We start from the raw sequence: 22,619 nt of genomic DNA, 5'->3' as shown, positions 1-22,619 counted from the left end.
ACATTAGTTTGTTTCGTTGATGACAACTTGTTTTCCAAGGGCTGTTAACGGTAAGCCTCCATAATGTACTTCTTGATTCAGATTCACGATATTAACAAGTTCTTTGTCTCGTTCGTCTTCTGGCTTTGTCATTAACTCTCCGATTTCTCTTGAGGTCAAATTGCCTAAATCTATATCATCATACATGATATCACCTCCTTGACATTAGGCTAACCAAATCTTTTGATGGTATTCTCGGATACTATGCTGTATGATGTAGAGCATACGTTTTTATTGTGATTATAAAATTTATTTATATGAAATAAAACCACATTAATCCACAATCTGGATTAATGTTTTATACATATAACAGCAAATAAGTTATATTTATACAAAAATAAATTATATAATAAATTTAATTTTTAAATGGATATCGTTATTATTTCAACGTTTGTAAATATATTACATTATTAACCTTCATAAATTCTTTGTGTAATAAGTTGAATTTTTCATAACAATATAGTAACATTATCAAAGTTGTTAAAAAATGAGGTAACGAGGTAACCAATGAATATAAATAAATTTATAAACCAATATAAATTTCGCATAACCAATAAAATGATGCAATTAAGTAAACATACAAAAATCGGAATTTTCGCAGGAGCGATCGGATGTATCCTTCTGGGTACGGTTTTCGTCCTGACAACAAGTACAGGCGTATATAGTTTAACGATTGCAGGCGAAAATGTTGGCTACATTGCAGATAAATCAATCATTCATGATGCAATGAAAGACATCACTTCAGACTATGCAGATGGCAAAGATACTATTGATGTAGATGAAACCTCCATTGTATGTAAAAAAACGAATTTGGATAAAAAGGATATAAAAGCTTTAACGGTCAAAGAAGTAGAGAACAAATTAATTGCTTCAGGAATTTGCACCATGAAAGGCTGGTCCGTCAATATCGAAGGAAAGAATATAGTTGCAGTTCAATCAAAAGAAGAGGCAAAGCAGATACTCACCGATGTAAAGAATTACTACACGAGTAAAGACAGTACGGTGATGAGTGCAACCTTTAAAGAGAAGGTTCGCATTACACAAGCAGCAATAAATATTGCAGCCACGCTGAAGCCGAACGATGCGGTGACATTTATCATCACCGGAGAAAAAGATCCTAAAGTTTATACCGTAAAAGAGGGAGATACCTTATGGGGTATTGCTGCTCAAAACGGAATGAGTGTATCAGAGCTTCAAAATGCCAATCCGGGTTTTGACCCGAATCAATTAAAAATCGGCCAGCAAGTAAACTTATTTGCAGTAAAACCATATTTGACAGTAGAAACGAAAGAATTGATTTCTTCAACGGAAAAAATTGATTTTAATACCGTTTTCGAAGAAACAAATTCACTCTATAAAGGTGAAACCAAAGTAAAAACCCCCGGTGTATATGGCTCAAAAGAAATAAGCTCGGAAGTTATAAAAGAAAATGGAGTCATTACTGCCTCTAAAGTCATTGATTCTGTACTAACCGCAGAGCCGCAAAACCAAGTTGCATTGAAAGGCACGAAAACAAAGCCAGAAACTCTATACGTTGCAAGCAGAGGCCAAAACAGATCGGTTTCAGTAGCAGCTACAGGAAACGAAATTGTCGCCTATGCGAAGAAATTTATTGGCGTGCCATATTGCAATGGCGGTACAAGCCCGAATGGATTTGACTGTTCCGGGTTTACCCAATATGTATATTCCAATTTTGGCGGTAACCTTCCACACTCTTCGGCAAGCCAGTATAACTATGGCAGCGCCGTAGACAAATCACAGCTTCAACCCGGAGATTTAGTTTTCTTTGCTAGTTCCTCTCGGATCAGCCATGTAGGAATTTACGTTGGCGGAGGTAAATTTATTCACTCTCCACAGTCTGGTGACAGGGTTAAAATCAGCAGTTTCTCTACAAGCAATTTACGCTACTGCGGAGCTGTACGAATAACAACATAACGTATCGGATGATGGCAGCCCGTAACAATTAAAAATATCCTCTGTGTACTGTGTAACAAAACCCTGAGAAATTCACACTTCCCAGGGTTTTTCTATTTGTCCATGCGCCCCCGCATTAAGCCTTTACTGACTTTTTATTTGCGGGCTTTCTGTTCAAATTCTTCTTTATCTTCTTTTTCCTGCAGTTCAATATTCCTTGCATGCAGCCCTGAACGGCTGTCATGTCTGAGCCATTTGAACAACCCTATTTCCATACCGACCACGATTATCAAGAATGGAACGGATATGATGACTGCCAATTGCTTAATAGCATCAAATCCGGAACCGGATAAAATAATACTCATTGGAATTACCGCAAGCAGTATGCACCAGAAAAGTCTCAATGCCATCTTTGGTGTTCCCCGCTTGGTAACTGTTTCAGCAAGGGCCAGGGACGCAGCGTCCATGGAAGATCCTACGAATCCAACAATCAGCAGTAGGACAATAACCGGCAGAAAAGTTGCGCCTAATGGCAGAACTTCTAAAATGCTATAAATGGCAGCATCGCCTATGCCGCTGTTAACCAACCCCACTACATCAGCACTCCCATCTAAGAATGTCTTGATGGAGAAGCTTCCGTCTACTCCGAAGAGGAACCAGCCACCAGCTGAAATTCCGAACATCGTTGCGATAGCAACCTCTCGGAGGGTTCTTCCCTTTGAGACCTTGGCAATGAAGATACCCATCATCGCTAAATAGTTGAGGTAAAATGCCTGGAAGTAAATCGTCCAGTTTTCTGGAAATCCTGTATTTTCAACTGGATCGGTAAATAAGCTCATTCTTGGTAGGTCCTGAATCATATATCCAAAGGAATTAATAATATTCTTTAAGATAAATGTAGTCGGTCCTGTAAACAGAACATACAGAAGAAATACGAAGCAGAGAATCGCCGATCCATTACTGATTACTTTCATCCCCTTGTCCGTTCCAAGGTAGGAAGTAAACGTATATACAAGGGCAATGACTACGATGACACCTATCTGTATAACTGGTGTAGCCTCTGCTCCGGTTAATTGTTTTATCCCACCGGTTGCCAGCGGAACTGCCAACCCCAAAGATGAGCCCAGTCCGCCCAGGATCCCGAAGATTACACAAAAATCAATGACTTTACCAATGGCAGACTTGCCTTTGACTTTTTCCCCCATCATAGCACTGCATACAGCACTTGCCTGGAAAGAAGGAACTTTTTTAATGTATACACCATAGGCTATCGCTACACCCATGACTGTATACATGGCCTGGTTTGTCATCCCCCAGTGAAAGAACTGATAGCCAAGGGCAGATTCCAGTGCCCGGGTACTATGCGCTTCCATTCCCAATCCTGGAGCTTCATAGTAGTATGCCCATTCCGTAAAGGACCAATACAAAGCTGCCGAAGCAAGGGACGCCAGCAGCATCATTGCTATGTAACTGAATGTTGAGTATTCAGGCTTACAATCACCGAGCCTTACCTTCCCATACTTACCAAAGCCAAGATAGATGGCAATAATAAACGTTGCGAAGGTAAAGACTTCAAAAATAGGCCCGAATACAGAGATCATCTTCCAGAAGAAACCACTGATCCCATTCACTGTTGTTACCGGATTTAAGACCATAAAAATAATAAATGCAGCAAGTAAAAGTACGCTGACAATAATAAGGCCAGTCTCTATACTTCCACGGTCTTTCTTATTTAAATTATTTTCCATATTACCTCCTTGTGTTTCACAAAAGGGTCTTCACTAAATAATTGCGGTAGTGACTACAAACCACTTCTCATTCACTCCTTCACCGTTTTCAGGCACCCAAAAGCTTACGCATCAGCTCTGTTATTGGCCGACTACTTCTTTTCTGCGTATCGTACCCAACATAAACAATTTCGGAGGTAACAAGCGGATCTTCTTCTCCCTGGCGATATATTTCGAAACCCAAAGTAAAGCTCCTATTTCCAACCTTAACAACACGCACCCCAACCTCTAGCATATCGCCCTCAAAGGCACTGGAAATATATTCGAAAGTGGCTTTTTTATGGCAAACTTCAGATGCATATTCGTTAACGAGTTTTCTGTACGGGTATCCTTTAGAACGAAGAAACTCTTCAAATGCAACATCCGTGTATACCACGTAATTTCCATTATATACAACCCCCTGTTGATCTACTTCTCCATAACGGACGCGAATAGGGCAAAAGAAGACACAATCATTTCTCATTTGACTCACCTTTTCTCTTTTTTTGTAATACTTCATATCTTTTCATTGCTGCTCCGGAATCTGAGGAGCGTTTTCTAACCCTGTGGTTGAGAGCACCAACGATGCAAACATCCACGCAGTAGCCACAATTAATACAAAGTCGATATGCCCAACTCTTAGACTCTGGAAATCCATCGGCAGATATTCCGATAACTCCCATAGGACATACCTCCGCACATGCACGACATTTCACGCATTTCGTCGTATCTGGAGAGATCAGTTCCACAATTAAGTCCTTTCTCATAATCTGTCGTGTTTGAAATTTTACTAAGAAACTAGCAGTTTCAAGCATTAGGCAGATTGATAAATCGCACCACTTTCAATCAACTCTTCGATCTTTTCCTGGCTGTATCCTAAATTACTCAAAATTTCTCTACTGTGTGCTCCAGGGAAGCTCGGCGCTTCAGCATTCGGATCAACCGGCGTTTTGCTGAAACGTATTGGTGTATTCACGGCCGTATAATCACCTACGCCAGGTTGATTGATTTTAGTGATCACATCTAACTCTTGCGTTTGAGGATTATTTATAAATTCAGCCACCGTTTGAACTGCAGCCGCAGGAACGCCAACCTCGCACAATTTTTTTTCAATCTCGTATCTTCCCATGGAAGAGGTTACACACTCCAATTCAGTTATCAGTAACTCTCTGTTGTTAATACGCGATTCGTTGTTACAGAATCGTGGTTCCTCAGCCAAGGAGGATAATTCCAAGACTTCGCAAAGTGCAATCCATTCTTCTTCCTTGGTCACGGCAATCACCACATTACCATCCCGCGCAGCAAATTCACCGCAAGGAGCAAACAACGGATCATGATTGCCTGTTCGATCTGCAAATTTTCCTGTCAATGAATGCTCTAAAACAGGCGCTTCGCACATATAAAAAGCACAATCCAACATGGCAATGTCTACGCGAACACCTCTGTTGGTACGCTGTTTGTGGAGCAGCGCCATAGACAAACCACGCAATAAATGCAGCCCTGCCCAGGTATCACATAAAGAAAACCCTGGTTTAATAGGGACATCTATCCCAGACTGGCTCACTAAACCGCTTCGTGCCGCGGCAATGATATCCATACAGGGCAGATGAGATAAAGGGCCATGGGTGCCAAAACCAGAAATGGACCCATATATCAGCGTCGGATTAACCTTCAGCATTTCGTCATAACCTATCCCAAGTTTTTCCAAAGTACCATACTTAAAATTCTCCATGACAACATCCACTTGTGCGACGAGATCCATAATCACACCTTTACCGGCCTCTGTGCGCATGTCAACTGCCAAGCCTCTTTTGCCCCTGTTGTATTGGCAAAAATAAAGACTGATATCATTCATGTATGGTCCATATGCACGGGAAATATCTCCATCGCCCGGTCGTTCCACCTTGATAACCTCTGCCCCCAAATCCGCAAGTATCATGCCACAGAACGGTGCAGATAAAACTTGAGAAAGATCAAGAATTTTAACTCCTTCAAGAGGTCTCTTTTTCATGCCTTACACTCCTTAACTTCATTATTCATGAGATTATCTATTGAGATTGCTAGATAACCCCTTCTCGTTGCAGGTACTCAAACTTTGTAGAATCAATAGTCAAGGCACCATAAATTTCAGCATTATGTTCTCCTAAGTCCGGTGCTGCGCGCAGTGCTTCTTCTGCCTCACCAACAAACTTTACCGGTCGACCTGGCATCTCTAGCTCGCCGATGTTAACATCCTCCACTGTAACAATCATGTTTCTAGCGTACAATTGCGGTTCTTGCAGAGCCTCTTCCGTTGTGCCGCACATGGTACCTGGTATAAGAACTTTATCGCAGATAGCCACAATTTCTTGCATGGTATACCCTTCAAACAACTCTTCTATCTTGACCCTGAGATCTCCGAAATAATTCAGACCCCTGTTAACATTGGAATAGTATTTTTCTGCGGTCTTCCACTCCAAACGGTCAAATGCGTCGCAAAACTTTCCCCATTGATCATCTGACCCGATGCTAAGCGCAATATATCCATTCTTGCACTTCAGTATGTCATAAGGATTTATCTGAGGGTGCGCATTTCCCGTACGCATAGGGTCTTCATGCTCCGCACTATACGTAAGTACCTTATCTTCCGTAATAGCAAGTGCAGAACCACAGAGAGAGGTTTCCACTATCTGGCCTTGCCCTGTGCTTCTCGCATGATAAATAGCAACACATATACCAACGGAAAGAAAGCTGGCAGAGTAGCGTTCTGAGATTGAAAATCCGATGCGGGTAGGCGGATTTTCAGGGAATCCGGTAACATGCATAATACCGCTCTTTGCCTGGGCCACCAGTTCAGATTGAGGAACGTTTGTTTCCGCTCCAGTAGATCCATATGCGGAAATGCGTCCGTAAACGATAGATGGTTTTATGGCTGACATTTCTTCATATCCCAGGCCAAGAGCCTCCAAAGTACCCGGAGGAAAGTTTTCCAAAACAGCATCTGCTGTAGCCACAAGCTTTTTGAAGAGTTCTTTTCCTTCCGGATGCCACAGATTTAGCGTCACACTTTTTTTACCGCGATCACGAAAGACATGGTGGGGGCTAGCACCATTTTTCAATGGTGCTAGAACACGAAGAAGATCCCCGCCACAAGGTGTTTCTATTTTAATAACCTCTGCTCCATAATCGGCCAATTCCATCCCGCAGTAGCCGGAAAGGGTTGTTAAATCGAGAATTCTTATTCCTTTTAAAGGTAACATATAAGCCTCCTGTTACTGTGAGAGCATAAGCCTCACGGTTATTACTTTTCGAAATCCCAACCGGTATAGATTTCCACACCACGTTTTTTGATTTGTCCACCAATGATGTTGCGCTGGATTTCTGAAGTTCCTTCCCAAATACGGTCTACTCTTGTATCACGCCACAGACGCTCTACCGGGTTCTCTCTCATATATCCACGTCCACCGAGAATTTGAACACCTGTGTCGCATACACGGCCAACCATTTCTGAAGTGTACAGCTTGATAGCAGCTGCACGTGCATGCTTCAATTTACGGTCTGAGATATTTCCGGAAATTTCCCAGCATACGCGGTACAGCAAGCTTTTAGCCGCCATGATATCCATCGTCATATCGACAAGCATGTGCTCAATTGCCTGATATTCTCTAATAGGCTGCCCGCCCATTATACGTCCTGCCGCAAATTCATTGGCAACATTCAAAACGCGCTGAGCGCCTCCAACGCAACGGGCAGCAATACCTAATCTGGCTTCGACGAACCAGTCTTTAGTCAAATTGAACCCGTCACCAACTTTGCCGAGAATCCTTGATTCATCCACTACAACATCCTTAAAGGTGAATTCCGGATGCTTGAAAGCAAAATGATGGCTGAACTCAGGTGTACGTTTGATGCTCACACCGGGAGCATCTTTTTCAACAAAGAAGACTGTAGCTTTTTCTGGATCCCCATCCACATGTGCGTGGACAAGAAGAAAATCTGCCACATTGCCAACCGTCACATACCATTTTTCGCCGTTAATCCGATAACCGCCATCACATTTGTCGGCTCTCGTTAAGCACTGGGTCGGATCAGATCCGGCATCAGCCTCTGTAATCGCATAGGCATCACGACGTTTATTCTGACAACAAGGAATAAGATACTCTTCGATCTGTGCCTGCGTACCAAATTTCATCGGATAGGATGGCTGAGGAACCGCATCCCAGATGGCACCGGTTGCCATACCAAGCTGCTCACTCACTAACATCTGTTCAAACAATGTCATTCCTTGCCCGCCATGCTCCTTGGAGTGGTTTGTCGCATTAAATCCCCAATCCATAACCTTCTGATTGATGATCGCATGCGTCTCTGGAGAAATCCCATTGTTTTCCTCGCACTCCATTTCATACGGGAAAAGAACCTCCTCTGTGAATGCTTTGGCCTTTTCTTGTAGCTCTCGATGTGCTTTACTTAAGGTAAAATCCATAATATACTCCTTTCTTTGATCAATAACGTCTACAAACCACTCCTACAAACCTTTTGATTTTTGATTCTTGAAGTGATCAATGTCTTGGGAGCATAATCCTTTTTTCCAAGACATTTATGTAGTTCCTCTAACACTTCACATTGTAGTATCACTCTCAAGAAGATACGAACTCTTTTTCACAGATTTTTCAGTCAATTTTTTAGGAGTGAAGGCTCAACCTGTTGCAATAAAATGGATACAGGTATTCTTCTACCAATTTTTTTGTGAATATTTTAGTGGCATTTTATAGTTTTTTTATAGTATTGTTTTATCAGAAGATAAAAATAAAACGAAGAATGATAAATAAGCGTGCAAGTATTCAGCTATCTGTTTTGGCAGGCTCATGGTAAAAACATCTTGTAAAAAGATGGTATTGACAACTAAAAATATCTAATATATTCTAAACAACAAAAGGCCGCTCTTTCAATCAGGCTCGCATTTAAAATTCTATCATAGAAAACCTAATTACAGACTTTTATTTAAACAGTCTATATTAATGCTGTGTACAAAAGGAGGTTCTCATGTTTTTAATTAAAGAGAAAAGAAAGCATGGTACAAATCTTTGTATCGTACAGTCCTATAGAGATCCTGTCACTAAAGTGTCTAAAACAAAGCGAATTATGAACGTTGGCTATTTGGAGGATTTGCAAAAGCAATATGATGATCCGATTGCACATTTCCAGAATGTCGCAAAACAGATGAGTGAAGAGTATGGCGCAGAAACAAAACCGATCTACATTGCACTTGACCCAGCGAAATCACTGGAGCCCGGTATCGATCTTATTAAAAACTTTGGTTATACAGCTTTGTCTGCCCTCTACCATGAATTAAAAGTAGATGTGTTTTTTAGAGGACAACAAAGATCTTTGGATATCGATTACAGTCTTAACAGTGTCATGAAACTTCTTGTATATGGCGGTATACTTTTCCCCGGATCGATCAAACAAATCTATGGAAATAAAGAGCAGTTTTTTGATAAAATGGAGTTTTCGCTAAATGATATATACCGCTCTTTTACCTATCTTCATCGATACAAAACTCAGCTGCAAACATGGATACATGAACGCATTTGCGAAAATTACGGGCGGGATACAAGTCAGATGTATTACTATGTAACCAAACACTACTTCGAGATCGGTGAACAGGATCAACCGTGTAAAAATGATGTTCCCAAAGCGCATCGTACGGATCCAATCGTGCAAATGGGACTTTTCGTTGATAAGAATGGATTGCCGGTATCTTATGAACTATTTCCCAGAAACCCGGTTGATGCGCTCATATTGAGCCCTGAAATTAAAAAGCGCGCTCAGGACTTTGGCGTAGGCAAGGTAATCCTTGTAGGCGATAATGGAATTAACAGTACAGACAATCTCTACTATGCGCTTTCAAGTGGCAGTGGTTACATTGTAGCCCAGAGTATACGCGGTGCAGAAAAGGAAATGAGAGACTACGTACTCAATCAAGAAGGATATATTCCATTCGGCGAGGAATGCAAGATAAAATCAAGAATCTATACCAGAACGATCCGCGTTGCAACAGCAAGCGGAAGCAAAAAGACCATTTCATACGACGAAAAGCAAATCGTGTTCTACAACAAAAAATATGCAAGATGCTCCATGGCCGAAAGAGAGGACGTTCTATTAAAAGCAAAAGATCTCATTGCCTCTCCGGGCAAATACAACAAAACGACCGCATATGGCGCCGCTAAGTATGTGCAGAATATCGAATACGATAAAAGAACAGGAGAAATTCTGCAAGGCAAACAACCGCTGCATTTAGACCAAGATAGATTGAAAGAAGAAGAAAAGTATGATGGCTACTACCTATTTCTCACTAGTGAATTAGACGAGAGAGTCGATGATCTCATCGATGCTTACCGTGGTCTTTGGGAAATCGAAGAATCCTTCAAGTACATAAATAGTACATACCATGCAAGACCGGTGTTTGTGTCTAGAGTAGAACATATGCATGCTCATTATTTGACTTGCTTTCTCTCTCTTGTTCTGACCCGAATCCTTGAAATGAAAATCCAAAAGAAGTATCCTTTAGCGCAAGTGCTTCAGAGTTTGAGGAAATGCAACTATGTGCATATTGAAGGCAATTACTACATACAAAGTTATTATGATTCGGTGCTGGACTTTATTGGGAAGAACATAGGTATTGACTTTTCAAAGCGATACGGGACTTTGTGCAAGATTAAAGAAAATATTGGGGCAACCAAAAAAAGATAAAAAACACTACTGTTGCATTCCAATTGGAGCCGTCTATATCCATTGGTTTTCAATGCATTCTAAAAGCCCTTACCGACCGGAAGGGCTTTTTAGTATGTGCATTGATCAGCAATAGGCATTGGTTCACCATTCCTCGTAATATACCACTCTGTCTTTACCCAATTTTTTTGCTTTATACAACGCTTGATCCGCTTTTTTATACAATTCTTTAAAACTGTAGGTTTCGTATCCAAATAAGTTAACGCCAACACTTACAGATATGGTTCTCCATTTTTCATCTTCTTTTGAAATTTGTTCAATCACTTTACGTATTTTTTCGGTTAAATGAGATACCTCACTGATACCGGTAATATTTTTAAACAAAAATATAAACTCATCCCCACCTAATCGTCCGACTAGATTTGTCTCCCCTGCAACTAATTCCAGCTCTTGAGCGATTCGCTTCAGTAACGTATCCCCTTCAGGGTGCCCATATCTGTCATTTATCGTTTTAAATCCATCCAAATCAAGAATCATCAAGCTATGTATGTCATGGTTAGGGGAATTGGTGCTTTGTAAACTCATTTGATTTTCAATACTTATTTTTAATAGAAATTCCTTTAATTCAGATTCGATTTTTCTTCGGTTAAACAATCCTGTTAATGAATCTCTTTCAGCCTCGTTCCGCAGCGAATTTTCCATTCTGCTTTTCTCTATATTTAAAAATTCTATCATTTTCAGATTCGTAGAATTCACTTTATTTTTTAACATAATTATATAAATTAAGATGCCTATAGCAGCTGTTACTAAAACGATGATGCAGCCCAAAAAAAATGCAGGATTTGAATAGTACAACTTTCTAAATTTAGGCTGCTCATAAACAACATAATTGCTTAAAACTATATTGGACAGATCCATATCAGAAATGCAATGCAGCCCTTTGTTTAATATGTTTAACAGCTCAAGCTCTTCATTCTTTGAGACCCCTAACGATAAGTCCTCAGAATATCCAATTAAATCCTGTCTGATCAAATTAACAAATTTAGGATTTGCTAAATAATAGTTAGCCGTATATGCATTCGCAATAGTAGCATCTGCCTCCCCTGAGTTCACAGCTTCAAAGCACTCTTCTACTGTATCGTATTCCTTTACATTATAATTTTTAAGGATATCTAAGTAATAATCTTTTGGCATGGCAATCTGCCTGATCCCATCAAAATTTCTGTCTTTTGCAATGACGCCAACCAGCGATGCATTAATGCATATGCTGGAAGTATAAATCCCTCTCTCCTCAGAAATGCTATAATCATGGGAAACTAAGCTAATCATATCCGTTTTTCCTGTCTTTACATCATTTAAAGCCTCACTTAGATCCTTTGCTCTTACAAATTCAAAGGTAAGCCCCGTATGCTTCGATAACAAATCAAATAAATCCTTTGTCACCCCTTTAATGCCTCCAGTTGCCTCATCATAGTATTCAATCGGCTGCCAACCCTGATCATAAGAAACTTTTACTGTGCCTTTTTCTTTAATGTACTTCAATTCTTCTACCGTAAAGGAAGGCGCAGCAGCATTTCCTTTGATAAAATATTTATTTTGTATCTGCATATCATAGGAAGGATTGCTGTTCTTTATATTTTTCATCGATTGGTTTAATTCTTCTAACAATTTCGGATTATTTTTATTTATTCCATAGTAAAGAGGCCGCTCGTCCATTCTTCCTATCACTTTATTGTATTTTTTGTTTGACTCCACCGGGGTAAAAATCGCTTGAATTTGTCCATTTTCTAAAGCGGTTTCCATATCCGATAAGGTTTTATAATATTTTTTGTTAAACCTAAAATGGTTTTGGCCAGCATACTCATCCAGATAAGATTCTTGATAATCACCCTCCAAAACACCTATCCCCATTCCATCAAATGTTGAAAAATCGTCAAAATTCAGATCGGTATTATTGGCCTTTGTATATAACTGACTCTGTGAAACTCTGTTGGAAAAATGAGAATATAGTAGCTTATCCGATTTCAATGCCTCTTTGTCTATTCCTCCAACTAGATCTACCTCACCGTTTTCCAGCATTTTAATACAGTCAGAAAAAGAAGCGATTACAAATTCATAGTTCCACCCTGCAAATTGAGATATTTCTTTTAAGTAATCATATCCATATCCGAAAAAAACACCATTTTTATCCACTTCTTGATATCCTTTATATAGGTAATACCCCACTTTTACTATTTTTTTCTCTTGGTAGTTTTCTGAATCTCCAAACGAAATTTGAGGATATATGGAAAAAAAGAGTATCAAAAAAACCATAAACAAACTAGAAATTCGGATCATTCTATCTATCGCTTGTTGATTGCTTTTTTTCATCATACCATGCTCCTTCAAAGTTGAATTCACCTATAGTATATAGAAAGTTTTATAAATTTTCTATAAATTCTTTTAATTTATGCAAATTTATAGAAATTTGTCTTCATCATACATTTACAAGGATCAATAACAATTCGCCACGGCTATTGTAAACCATTTTTTAAATTATAGTTGACAATTTTTCTTATGTAAATTATAATCATACTGTTTTTATATCAATCAATAAGTGATGTTCTTACATAACAAAAAAACCTGTAAAAAGAAAGGATTATAATCATGCAAAATCAACATACAAATACAAATACGCTTACATTAATTGCTCTTATGACTGCCGTTATCTGTATACTGGGGCCGCTTTCCATTGCCATCCCTATTTCGCCGGTTCCGATTTCTTTTACAAATCTCGCCATTTATTTTTCTGCTGTCATCCTCGGTTGGAAAAAAGGTACTATCAGCTTTATTGTATATCTCTTGATCGGATTTGTCGGCGTTCCTGTTTTCTCCAATTTTACAGCAGGTCCCGCTAAGTTATTGGGGCCAACCGGCGGATACCTGATCGGATTTATATTTATGGCACTTATTACAGGCCTCTTTGTCGATAAATTCCCAGGAAAAACTTATATGTACGTAATCGGTATGGTGATTGGAACGATCATCACCTATGTTCTCGGTACGGTTTGGCTCGCTTATCAAGCAAATATGACTTTTCAAGTGGCATTGTCTGCCGGTGTGATTCCGTACATCCCCGGTGATATCATAAAGATAGCAATTGCAACAGTCTTAGGAACGACTATAAAAAAACAGGTAAAAAGAGCCGGTTATCTATAGGAGAATAATTATCATTATAACGAATCGGAATGAAAGAGGAAAAAACAATGGAAATAAAAAAATTGACACAGGAAATCATCTCAGGAAGACGATTAACACGTAAAGACGACTGTACATTTTTCGCTGCTATCTGTTTAGAAGAACTCTGTCAGGGGGCTGATGAGCTTCGGAAAACATTATGCGGGGAGAGAATCGACTTATGCTCTATTATCAACGGCAAAAGCGGCAGATGCAGTGAAGATTGTAAATTCTGCGCTCAGAGCTCTCACTTTCACACAAGCATTGAAAAATATGGGTTGCTGGATACCAATACAATTTTAGCCGACTGTAAAAAGCATGCGGATAAAGGCGTTCACCGCTATTCGATTGTTACCGCAGGTCGCGAGCTAAATAAAGAAGACTTGAAACAGGTTTGTGATACCTATAAAAAAATGAGAAATGAATGTGCTATCCACTTATGTGCTTCCCATGGATTACTCAAAGAAGAAGCTTTTATGGCACTAAAAGAAAGCGGTGTTTCAATGTATCATGAAAACATTGAAACCTCTAAACGCAATTTTCCTAATATCTGCACAACGCACACTTATGAAGATAAGATTAACAGTATTAAGTCTGCTCAAAAAATAGGTCTTAAGGTCTGTTCCGGAGGAATTATCGGTATGGGCGAAACCTTTGAGGATCGATTAGACATGGCCTTCAGCTTAGCCGAATTGGGCATTGAATCCATTCCTATTAATGCCCTGATGCCCATTAAAGGAACAGCGTATGAACATTTGACGCCGTTAACGGAAGATGAAATTCTACGGACAATCGCCATGTTTCGCTTTATCAATCCAACAGCCAACATTCGATTGGCTGCCGGAAGAAATCTAATGCAGGATTCCGGTAAGAACGCATTTTTAGCAGGTGCAAATGCCACCATAACGGGTGATTTTTTAACCACCTCCGGCAATAATATTGACCAAGACAAAGAAATGCTCACTCAGATGGGTTTTGAGATATAGTCATTCTTTTGAGACAACCCTTTTTTTATCAACTATTTAAATATTTTAATGGTACCGGTATCGTTTAAATGACGGAGTAAGGATAACGTAATCGGGAATCCAAAAATACCGATCACACCAAACAATTTTGCACCTACAAAGATGCAAATCAGCGTTACCACCGGATGAAGTCCGATTCTGCTTCCAACAATCTTTGGTTCGATTATATTTCTAATAATGGTGATGGTCAGATATACCACCAACAAACCGAATCCAAACCCATAATTGCCTTGTAAGAATGTAATAATGGTCCATGGAATCATAATCCCCCCTGTTCCTAAGACGGGGATGATATCAAATATCGAGATTAAAAGAGCAATTTTTATGGCATTATCAACGCCTACCAAAGTGAGCCCAAAAGATAATTCTATAAAAGTGATACTCATAATAAGCGCATAAGACCGAAAGCAAACAAATAAGGTACCAATCATATATTGTTTGATACGTATAACCAATTTTCTGCCTTTGCGAGAAAACTGCCGCAATACAAATCCCGTTAATTTATCATAATCTCCGGCAATGAAAAAGGTCGAAATAATCATAATAACCAGTTTAATAAATAAGCCGGGCAAGATAGACGCAAAGTTTGAAACGCTCGTTACCGCCTTTACAGAAAGGCTCGAAACAATTCCGCTCAAAGACTGAATAAACTGTTCAAAGAAATTGCTCAAAGCCGCAACCAAAGCCGGGTTCATTTTATACGTAGATTTTTCGATATTGTTAAACGTAGAAGTGAGAAATGGTTCTATTTGAGTATTATATAAATACGGAACCTGTAAAATAAACTCTGTCACCGTTGAAAAAATCTTAATACCAATCAGCGAAACCAAAAGCCCTATGGTACTATAAAATACTAAAACCAATAAAAAGGCAACCGGCTTATAAGGAATTTTCAACCTACTTGACAGAAATCTTGTCGGCCGTCTAAGAAAATACGCAATGATAAACGCAAATATAAAAGGGGAAACAAGCTTTAGTGCATGTTTTAACGTCACGTAAACAAGAAGTAAAATAATTACCCCATATAACACGTTTACTATAAAAAATTTTTTCTTTTCATACTGCTGCCCTTGCATTAAACCCCTCCAAAGAAGATATTTATATCAAAAATGATTTTTATTTTATTAATCATTTTCGGTTTGCTCATTGTTTGTTTTATCTTCCAGATATACCATCACCTTCTCAATTCTTTTATCTGTCATTTCAATCGTTTGTATGCGTAGATGTTTATATCTTATTTCACTTATCTTTCCTTTAGGCGGTATATTTCCGAATAGACTGATTAAAAATCCATTCAACGTCTCGTAATCCTCTACAGGCAATTCTACATCAAATGGTTTTTCCAATTCACTTAGACTGATCATTCCGTTTACTTCAAAAGTTGTCGGATTAATTTCTTTTAGATCGAACTCTTCTTCGTCATATTCATCAAAAATATTTCCTACAATTTCTTCTACTAAGTCTTCAATCGTAACAATTCCTGCGGTGCCTCCGTATTCGTCAATGACGATGGCAATATGTGTCTTTGCCAGCTGCAATTCTACGAATAGCTCATCAATTTTCTTATGTACAGGAATAAGAAACGGTTTTCGAATAATAGCTTTTAAATTAAAATTTTTAACACCTTGTTCATTATTGATTAAAGGAATTAAATCCTTTACATGAAGTATACCGATAATGTTATCAATATTCTCTTCAAATACAGGAATCCGAGTATATTTTTCCTGGTCGATAATAGCTGCTATTTCTTCTAACTTTGCTGTCACAGGAATGCTTACCAGTTCCATTCTATGGGTCATAATATGCTCTGCAGTCTTATCATTAAACTCAAAGATATTATTAATCATCATTTTTTCACGTTCGTGAATAGTCCCATTTTCCTCACCAACGTCAATCATCATACGGATTTCTTCTTCCGTAACATTCTCTTGTTCTGAATTGGGGTCTACTCCAAATATTCTTACAAAAGCATTGGTGGAAATCGTAAGGAATTTAACAAAAGGACTAGTCATTTTAGATAAAATAGTAAGCGGCATCACCACAAAGAAAGCGATGCTCTCTGATTTTTTCATGGCAATTCTTTTCGGTACCAATTCGCCTAATACCAACGTAAAGTAAGACAAGATCACGGTTATAATCGCTACAGTAGTAACTTTTAAGACACTTTCTGATATCGGAAAATGGTATTCTTTCAATACGTTTACAATGGGATCAGAAAAACTTTCGGCTGCGAAAGCACTGGCTAAAAATCCGGCTAAAGTAATGCCGATCTGAATCGTAGCTAAGAACTTACTTGGTTCACTTAATAGTTTAACAAGTTGTTTTGCTTTTTTATTTCCTTCCTCTGCCATCAGTTTTATCTTATTATCGTTTAAAGATATTAATGCTATTTCTGAAGCAGCAAAAAAAGCATTTGCCGCAATTAATATCAATAAAAATATAACTTTCGTAATCAACCTTCATCCTCCTAATAAAAAACAAAAAAAACCACAATATAGCACCAAGCTGCTATGTCAAGGTCTGGCATAATAGAATGAAGTTTTTGTTTTCTTAAGCTTTCGCTGAAATAATTTTATCATTAATCTATAATTCGCATTATCCCCAGGCTCATCACCCATAATCTTCGTCACATCCTATTTTAGTATTCTTTCATCTACAGTTTACATGTTCCTCAAATAAATGTCAATTTTAGTATTAGCGTATTTTTCCAATATTATGTTTTTTTATTCATGAAAACATTATAGCACAACTTTGAACATCTGACTTACTTTTTAACATTGCCATTCCTGTCGAACCTTTCCCTAAGCGCTTTTTCTGTCGGAAAAATGGAAGCAACCAATATCGCTGTCTGTGAAAGTACTAAAATCGTGATTCCTGCTCCTTGCGGGTTTACTCCCAGAGGTGCCAGATAAAATGATGCGGCAACCGATACGATCAGTAACGCCCTTCCGATTTTAAACCACAATCGTCCGCAATATTCGTGGGCAAATTTCCATGTTTCTATATTTTTCATGGACATATTAGTCCGATACCCATATACTCCATTTATTTTTTTCGGTGGATGCTCCATAAACACTTTCCCGAAAACAAGCATAATAAAAGGTATTATATTGCAGCTTGAAAAAATAATGAACCCCATACAATCCCTTCTTTCTTTCAATACTCCTTTTAGTTAATTTACTTACTTTAATTGTATAAAAAATACTACAAAAAGCAATAACCTATACTCAACGTATAGGTTATTTTTTATATTTAATACGATTCTATATTTTTTAGTCCTGTCAAATAACTCAATGCAGAACGGAACGGTCGTTTACGCTTCTTCTTTTCTGTAGAAAAATAATCCCAGTAAAATGACAATGACCGATACTAACAAATAGAGTCCAACACTTGGATTGGTAATACCGCCGTACAGAATAATCAGCGCACCGATGGTTGCACAAGCCGGTACGATGTAACGCTTTACAAAACCTAAATCGGTAAACGTTCTTATATACCAGATATAAAGTAAAATATATAGTCCATACATCATGACAATCGGAATTTCATCCAATCCGATGAAACGGCCGAAAAGTTCATTGATACTGCAATACCATAATCCCAGATAAATAAAAGACACTATTGCCGCAAATATAACGGAATACGTTGGCATTTTAGTCTTAGGGTCAATAAAGCTCATCTGTTTCGGAAAAGGCCCTTGATTTCTGATTCCAAGAGAATATGGAATTCGAATAGTTGAAAGGACAAGTCCGTTAAGCGTACCCAAGCAAGAAACAACGACAAGGGCAATCAGAATAGTGGAAGCTGTCGATCCGAAAAGCTTTGTAGCTGCCGTGTAGACTGCATTGTCCCCTTGTGCCATAATATCCGCAGTCGGCAATACACTTGCAATTCCCAAGAAGTACATTACGTAAACTAAAAATATAATACCGGTTCCTATAATCAGTGCTCTCGGAAGATTCTTTTTGGAGTCTTTGATTTCGCTGTTAATGGTTACAGCAGCAATCCATCCTTCATAGGCAAAAGCAGTCGCAACTACTGCACTGGCAAGAGTTCCGCCATTGTTTCCTATATTATCCATAGCTACTTGAAAGTTATTCGCCGTAACGTTATTCATAAGTCCTGAAATAATTCCTACTATAGCTACTAAAGCTAATGGAATTAATTTGATCACTGTTGAACCGATCTGAAGTTTTCCTGCCAACATAGGCGAAAAATAATTAATCAAATAAATAATGAGCATATAGGTAACTGCCAAAGCCCAAGTTGAAGGAGAATTACTTGGATTATCGCTGCCCATTAGAATCATGGTATACATTGAAGCAACCCAAGATATAATAGCGTTTAAGGTTGAAAAGTAAAGAACACATTTGAACCAACCTACTAAATACCCAAATTTCTTGCCATATGCCATTTCTGAATAGTCAACAATTCCGTTTGATTTTTCAATACGCTGAGCAAATTCGGCAAAAACAAGCGCTCCAAAAATCATGGAAAATGCGCCAAGTCCCCAAGCCAAAAGAGCCAATACTAAATTGCCGTTGGTTAATTTGAGAACATCGTCCGCTTTAAAGAAAACTCCGGAGCCGATAACAACTCCGACTACCATAGCTATTGCCGTAGTTAAACCATAGCGTTTTTCCAAATGTTTTTCCATATAAATATCTCCTAAGAAACGATTAATCATTATGTATGACCTAGAGAAGTGTACTTGAAAACAAAATGTTTGTCAATATTTTTCGAATTTTTGTATTTTTCAACAAATTTTCAAAGTTTTTGTTGATTTTATATCACAAAATTACCCTCTATTTTCTTGAAATACTTACTTTTTATGCAAAAACTATTTTTCCCGATTATAAAATTAATAAACCATTATAATTCTTTTGTATAGATGGCTGTATAAGTGAGTTTGCCGTTTATTCTTTCCGATTTCATCAGATATATTTTACTTACTCTTGAGCTGATTTTTGAGAGGCTTATCAAAGGCTTCTCTCTTAAGATGACTTCTCTTCCAAGAGTCAAATGGGGCTTAAATCCCCTCCGTTCAATTGAAAATCCAAGCTTTGATAAATAGGCGGACAACTTTTTTTGCATGTCAAACAGAAATTGATTTTCCTCGGCGCCAATCCACCAGATATCTCCTGCGTCACGTGAAAAATGCCCCATCTTATTAAAAATCAGGTCAAATGAAGGGATCGTGATTTCATTCATTGCCCTTTCAATCAAATCGATTTTTTTCTCTTCGATTGCACCTAAAAATACAAGAGTCAGATGAAGATTTTCTTCCCTTGTAAAATTGCCTTTCACCGCCTGATTGCGTAACTGGTTCTGGATCGCTATGATTTCATCGATCACAGACTTTTCAAAGTTTATAGCTATAAACAGTCGCAACTCTATCCTCTCCTTTATGGATTACACACGCTGCAAGGTGTATATCCTTGATTTATGGCATCTGACTTCGAAATGGAGATTTGGCTTTGTTTTAAATATCTGCAGCCGCTTCTATGATATTTCTCGCCTGTTCTCGTGATATAAACTGTGTACTCATTGGTTTGTGTCTGAGCTTGAGGTTGAAGCGTAACGATTTCTTTATCTGCTTGAGAACTAGCAGTTGCCTGTACCTCTGATTTTATTTGAGCTTGTTCTTGGGCCACTGCTTGTTTTGCTGCTTCTGTTTCAAGCACCTCGATTTTATTCTCTGCATTTGTCAAAACATTTAAATTGCTTACCAGTTCTTTTTGGTCTGCAGTTAATGCATCATAGAGAATTCTCGCTTCCATTACAGAAACCGCCTTGTCCAGCGTAATAGACTCCGCATTTCTCAAATCCTCTATTTTTTTCTCTATGTTAGATGCTATCTTTTCATCTGCATTGACCGTTTGTTCGACAGAACTTATCTCGGTATTAAGGTTACTTTTTTCAACGGAAGAGTCATCCACATTAATCGAAAACAGAATGAGAAAGAGTATCATTCCTATTCCGTAATATTTCATGACATTTTTCTTTGTCTTTTGTTCATCCAGCCCCCACCTTATTACAGTTCTAGGGCGAAAAACACCTATCACCAAGCATATGAAGCATAAAAATGATAATAAAAAGAATAACGAATCCATACAATATCAACCTCCTCTATTCTCTTATATGATATTTGTATTAACATCCCAATTATTTACACCCCATGAAATTTATTCTAGCACCAAATCAGATATTAATAAAGTATCCCCAATCCGAAGATAAATAAATATTTTTATTTTCGCCAAACAACAAAATCCCTCCCTGCAATCACAGCTTTTTCTATCCGCTGATGATTGTAAGGAGGGGGTTTTGTCTTGTTGAGAAGGTTTAAAGATTATGTGTAGTCGGTCAGCAGAGGTTCATTCTGCTGACCGCTCTGTCCTTATTTCATTTATTATTCTAAGATTCTTCCGTCTGTTGAAATGGTTACTACCTGCCAAGGAATCATCTTGCCGCTGTTGATCAGAGCTTGCTTTACAGCGTGTTCGATACCGCCGCAGCATGGAACTTCCATTCTGACTACTTTTACGCTCTTAATATTGTTGTTCTTAATGATTTCTGTCAATTTTTCGCTGTAGTCTCCGGCATCCAGTTTCGGACAGCCCACTATTGTTACATGATTTTTAATAAATTGACGGTGGAAGTCGCCATATGCAAAAGCTGTACAATCAGCAGCTACCAAAAGGTTTGCTCCGTTAAAATAAGGTGCATTAATAGGTACTAGCTTGATTTGAACAGGCCACTGAGCCAATTCACTCTGTATACTTCCGCTCTCAGAAGAAGGTGTCGGAGCTGTCTGTTCAGGCTGCGCATGTCTTTGAATACTCTTGGAATGAGTTCCCGGGCATCCGCAAGGAAGCGGCTCTGCAGGCTTTGCTGCTTGATTCGCTAAAACAGCTTCTTCATCATATTCAGCCGCTTCACGTTCTTCAAAGGAGATGGCATTGGTCGGACAAACCGGTAAACAATTCCCTAATCCGTCACAATAATCGTCTCGAAGCAATTTCGCTTTTCCATTTATCATCCCGATGGCGCCTTCATGACAAGCCTCTGCACATAATCCGCAACCGTTACATTTTTCTTCATTAATTTTAATTATCTTTCTTATCATTTTCGTATCCTCCATTATTAAAATACAATCTATATTTTTGTATTACTTTATTGACTTTATGTTTGTATTTTAATATACTAATCGTAAAGTTTCTGTTGTTTTTACAACGAGAGGTGAAAAGAATGAAAAATATTTATGAAGAATTAACGAAAAGTCCTTTATTCGGCGGAATTGAACCGGAAGATATTTCAGCGATGCTGGCTTGTCTATCAGCGCAAACAAAAAACTTTAAAAAAAACCAGAATGTTTTCATGATCGGAGATAAAAATGAAGCAGTTGGTTTTATCGTCTCCGGCAGCATTCAAATTATAAAGGAAGATTTTCTGGGGAACCGCTCCATTATTGCGCAAATCGGACAAGGTCAAATCTTTGCGGAAGCTTTTGCTTGCGCCGGAATAAAAAGGATGCCGGTCAGCGTTGTCGCTACCACAGACAGTAAAATATTATTTATTGACTATAACAGAATTGTTCATTCTTGTACAAATACTTGTGCGTTTCACCATCGCTTGATTGAAAATATGCTGCAAATTCTTGCGCAGAAAAACGTTTATTTGAACGATAAAATTGAACATCTTTCCAGAAGATCTACGAAAGATAAAGTTCTTTCGTATTTATCTTCTCAAGCTCAAAAAATGGGCAAGAAGAATTTTGAAATTCCGTTCAACCGTCAAGAACTGGCCGATTATCTGTGCGTGGATCGAAGTGCTCTCTCCAATGAATTATGTAAACTCAGAGATATGGGCATTCTGGATTTTAACCGGAATCAATTTACCCTCTTGGAAACCTATGAAGAAGAAAATTATAAAAACTAGTGATTCATAA

The 22,619-nt window shown here is 38.4% G+C and carries 20 protein-coding genes; 5 read left to right on the top strand and 15 right to left on the bottom strand.

Annotated elements, in window-relative coordinates; translation table 11 throughout:
- Nucleotides 1–3: 3 nt before the first annotated feature.
- Complete coding sequence (locus JYB65_RS03300; RefSeq protein WP_206581186.1) at nt 4–186, bottom strand: hypothetical protein; 183 nt, start codon at nt 184–186, stop codon at nt 4–6.
- Nucleotides 187–546: 360 nt separating this feature from the next.
- On the opposite strand from JYB65_RS03300, the gene JYB65_RS03295 reads away from it, so the two are divergent.
- On the top strand, nt 547–1,974 hold the full coding sequence (locus JYB65_RS03295) for a C40 family peptidase (protein WP_206581185.1): 1,428 nt from the start codon (nt 547–549) through the stop codon (nt 1,972–1,974).
- A 134-nt stretch (nt 1,975–2,108) separates the two neighbouring features.
- On the opposite strand, the gene JYB65_RS03290 is transcribed toward JYB65_RS03295, so the two are convergent.
- The 6 genes from JYB65_RS03290 to JYB65_RS03265 form a co-directional block, all read right to left on the bottom strand.
- The gene (locus tag JYB65_RS03290) at nt 2,109–3,701 is read right to left on the bottom strand and encodes a BCCT family transporter (RefSeq protein WP_206581184.1); all 1,593 of its coding nucleotides are present in this window, start codon (nt 3,699–3,701) and stop codon (nt 2,109–2,111) included.
- Between the two features lie 88 nt (nt 3,702–3,789).
- Entirely contained in the window at nt 3,790–4,203 is a 414-nt protein-coding gene (locus JYB65_RS03285; RefSeq protein ID WP_245156595.1) for an acyl-CoA thioesterase, read from the bottom strand.
- Nucleotides 4,193–4,486 (bottom strand): 4Fe-4S binding protein, encoded by a 294-nt coding sequence (locus JYB65_RS15255; protein ID WP_425331111.1) that lies wholly within the window; start codon nt 4,484–4,486, stop codon nt 4,193–4,195. Before JYB65_RS15255 ends, JYB65_RS03285 begins: the two co-directional genes overlap by 11 nt.
- A 47-nt stretch (nt 4,487–4,533) precedes the next feature.
- Nucleotides 4,534–5,730: a CaiB/BaiF CoA transferase family protein gene (locus tag JYB65_RS03275; protein WP_206581181.1), complete on the bottom strand. Its 1,197-nt coding sequence runs from the start codon at nt 5,728–5,730 to the stop codon at nt 4,534–4,536.
- Nucleotides 5,731–5,779: 49 nt separating this feature from the next.
- Complete coding sequence (locus tag JYB65_RS03270; RefSeq protein WP_206581180.1) at nt 5,780–6,958, bottom strand: CaiB/BaiF CoA transferase family protein; 1,179 nt, start codon at nt 6,956–6,958, stop codon at nt 5,780–5,782.
- 41 nt (nt 6,959–6,999) lie between these two features.
- Nucleotides 7,000–8,181 carry an acyl-CoA dehydrogenase family protein gene (locus JYB65_RS03265; RefSeq protein ID WP_206581179.1) on the bottom strand — a complete coding sequence of 394 codons (1,182 nt, stop codon included), beginning with the start codon at nt 8,179–8,181 and terminating at the stop codon, nt 7,000–7,002.
- A 560-nt stretch (nt 8,182–8,741) separates the two neighbouring features.
- Here JYB65_RS03265 and JYB65_RS03260 point away from each other — a divergent pair.
- A complete protein-coding gene (locus JYB65_RS03260) occupies nt 8,742–10,451 on the top strand; it encodes an IS1634 family transposase (protein ID WP_206581178.1) in 1,710 nt (569 codons plus the stop codon).
- Nucleotides 10,452–10,574: 123 nt separating this feature from the next.
- On the opposite strand, the gene JYB65_RS03255 is transcribed toward JYB65_RS03260, so the two are convergent.
- Nucleotides 10,575–12,803 carry a diguanylate cyclase domain-containing protein gene (locus tag JYB65_RS03255; protein WP_206581177.1) on the bottom strand — a complete coding sequence of 743 codons (2,229 nt, stop codon included), beginning with the start codon at nt 12,801–12,803 and terminating at the stop codon, nt 10,575–10,577.
- Nucleotides 12,804–13,076: 273 nt separating this feature from the next.
- Here JYB65_RS03255 and JYB65_RS03250 point away from each other — a divergent pair, with 273 nt between their 5' ends.
- Nucleotides 13,077–13,628 carry a biotin transporter BioY gene (locus JYB65_RS03250; RefSeq protein ID WP_206581176.1) on the top strand — a complete coding sequence of 184 codons (552 nt, stop codon included), beginning with the start codon at nt 13,077–13,079 and terminating at the stop codon, nt 13,626–13,628.
- Nucleotides 13,629–13,681: 53 nt separating this feature from the next.
- Nucleotides 13,682–14,632 carry a biotin synthase BioB gene (bioB, locus tag JYB65_RS03245; RefSeq protein ID WP_206581764.1) on the top strand — a complete coding sequence of 317 codons (951 nt, stop codon included), beginning with the start codon at nt 13,682–13,684 and terminating at the stop codon, nt 14,630–14,632.
- Nucleotides 14,633–14,664: 32 nt separating this feature from the next.
- On the opposite strand, the gene ytvI is transcribed toward bioB, so the two are convergent.
- The 7 genes from ytvI to JYB65_RS03210 all read right to left on the bottom strand — a co-directional run bounded on the left by ytvI (nt 14,665) and on the right by JYB65_RS03210 (nt 21,797).
- Entirely contained in the window at nt 14,665–15,747 is a 1,083-nt protein-coding gene (gene ytvI / locus JYB65_RS03240; RefSeq protein WP_206581175.1) for a sporulation integral membrane protein YtvI, read from the bottom strand.
- Nucleotides 15,748–15,795: 48 nt separating this feature from the next.
- Complete coding sequence (locus JYB65_RS03235) at nt 15,796–17,127, bottom strand: hemolysin family protein (RefSeq protein WP_206581174.1); 1,332 nt, start codon at nt 17,125–17,127, stop codon at nt 15,796–15,798.
- A 308-nt stretch (nt 17,128–17,435) separates the two neighbouring features.
- Complete coding sequence (locus JYB65_RS03230; protein ID WP_245156562.1) at nt 17,436–17,741, bottom strand: SdpI family protein; 306 nt, start codon at nt 17,739–17,741, stop codon at nt 17,436–17,438.
- Between the two features lie 243 nt (nt 17,742–17,984).
- Nucleotides 17,985–19,328 (bottom strand): APC family permease, encoded by a 1,344-nt coding sequence (locus JYB65_RS03225; RefSeq protein WP_206581172.1) that lies wholly within the window; start codon nt 19,326–19,328, stop codon nt 17,985–17,987.
- A 215-nt stretch (nt 19,329–19,543) separates the two neighbouring features.
- On the bottom strand, nt 19,544–20,062 hold the full coding sequence (gene thpR / locus JYB65_RS03220) for an RNA 2',3'-cyclic phosphodiesterase (RefSeq protein WP_206581171.1): 519 nt from the start codon (nt 20,060–20,062) through the stop codon (nt 19,544–19,546).
- 14 nt (nt 20,063–20,076) lie between these two features.
- Nucleotides 20,077–20,784, bottom strand: a complete 708-nt coding sequence (locus JYB65_RS03215) for a hypothetical protein (protein ID WP_206581170.1) — start codon at nt 20,782–20,784, stop codon at nt 20,077–20,079.
- A gap of 296 nt (nt 20,785–21,080) precedes the next feature.
- Complete coding sequence (locus tag JYB65_RS03210; RefSeq protein ID WP_206581169.1) at nt 21,081–21,797, bottom strand: ATP-binding protein; 717 nt, start codon at nt 21,795–21,797, stop codon at nt 21,081–21,083.
- Nucleotides 21,798–21,919: 122 nt separating this feature from the next.
- Between JYB65_RS03210 and JYB65_RS03205 the strand changes: the two genes are divergently transcribed.
- The gene (locus tag JYB65_RS03205; RefSeq protein WP_206581168.1) at nt 21,920–22,609 is read left to right on the top strand and encodes a Crp/Fnr family transcriptional regulator; all 690 of its coding nucleotides are present in this window, start codon (nt 21,920–21,922) and stop codon (nt 22,607–22,609) included.
- Nucleotides 22,610–22,619: the final 10 nt, after the last annotated feature.

Origin of the sequence: Clostridium aminobutyricum, assembly GCF_017255415.1 — a bacterium.
Lineage (GTDB): Bacteria > Bacillota > Clostridia > Peptostreptococcales > Anaerovoracaceae > Aminipila > Aminipila aminobutyrica.
This window is presented reverse-complemented; position numbering and strand designations above follow the sequence as displayed.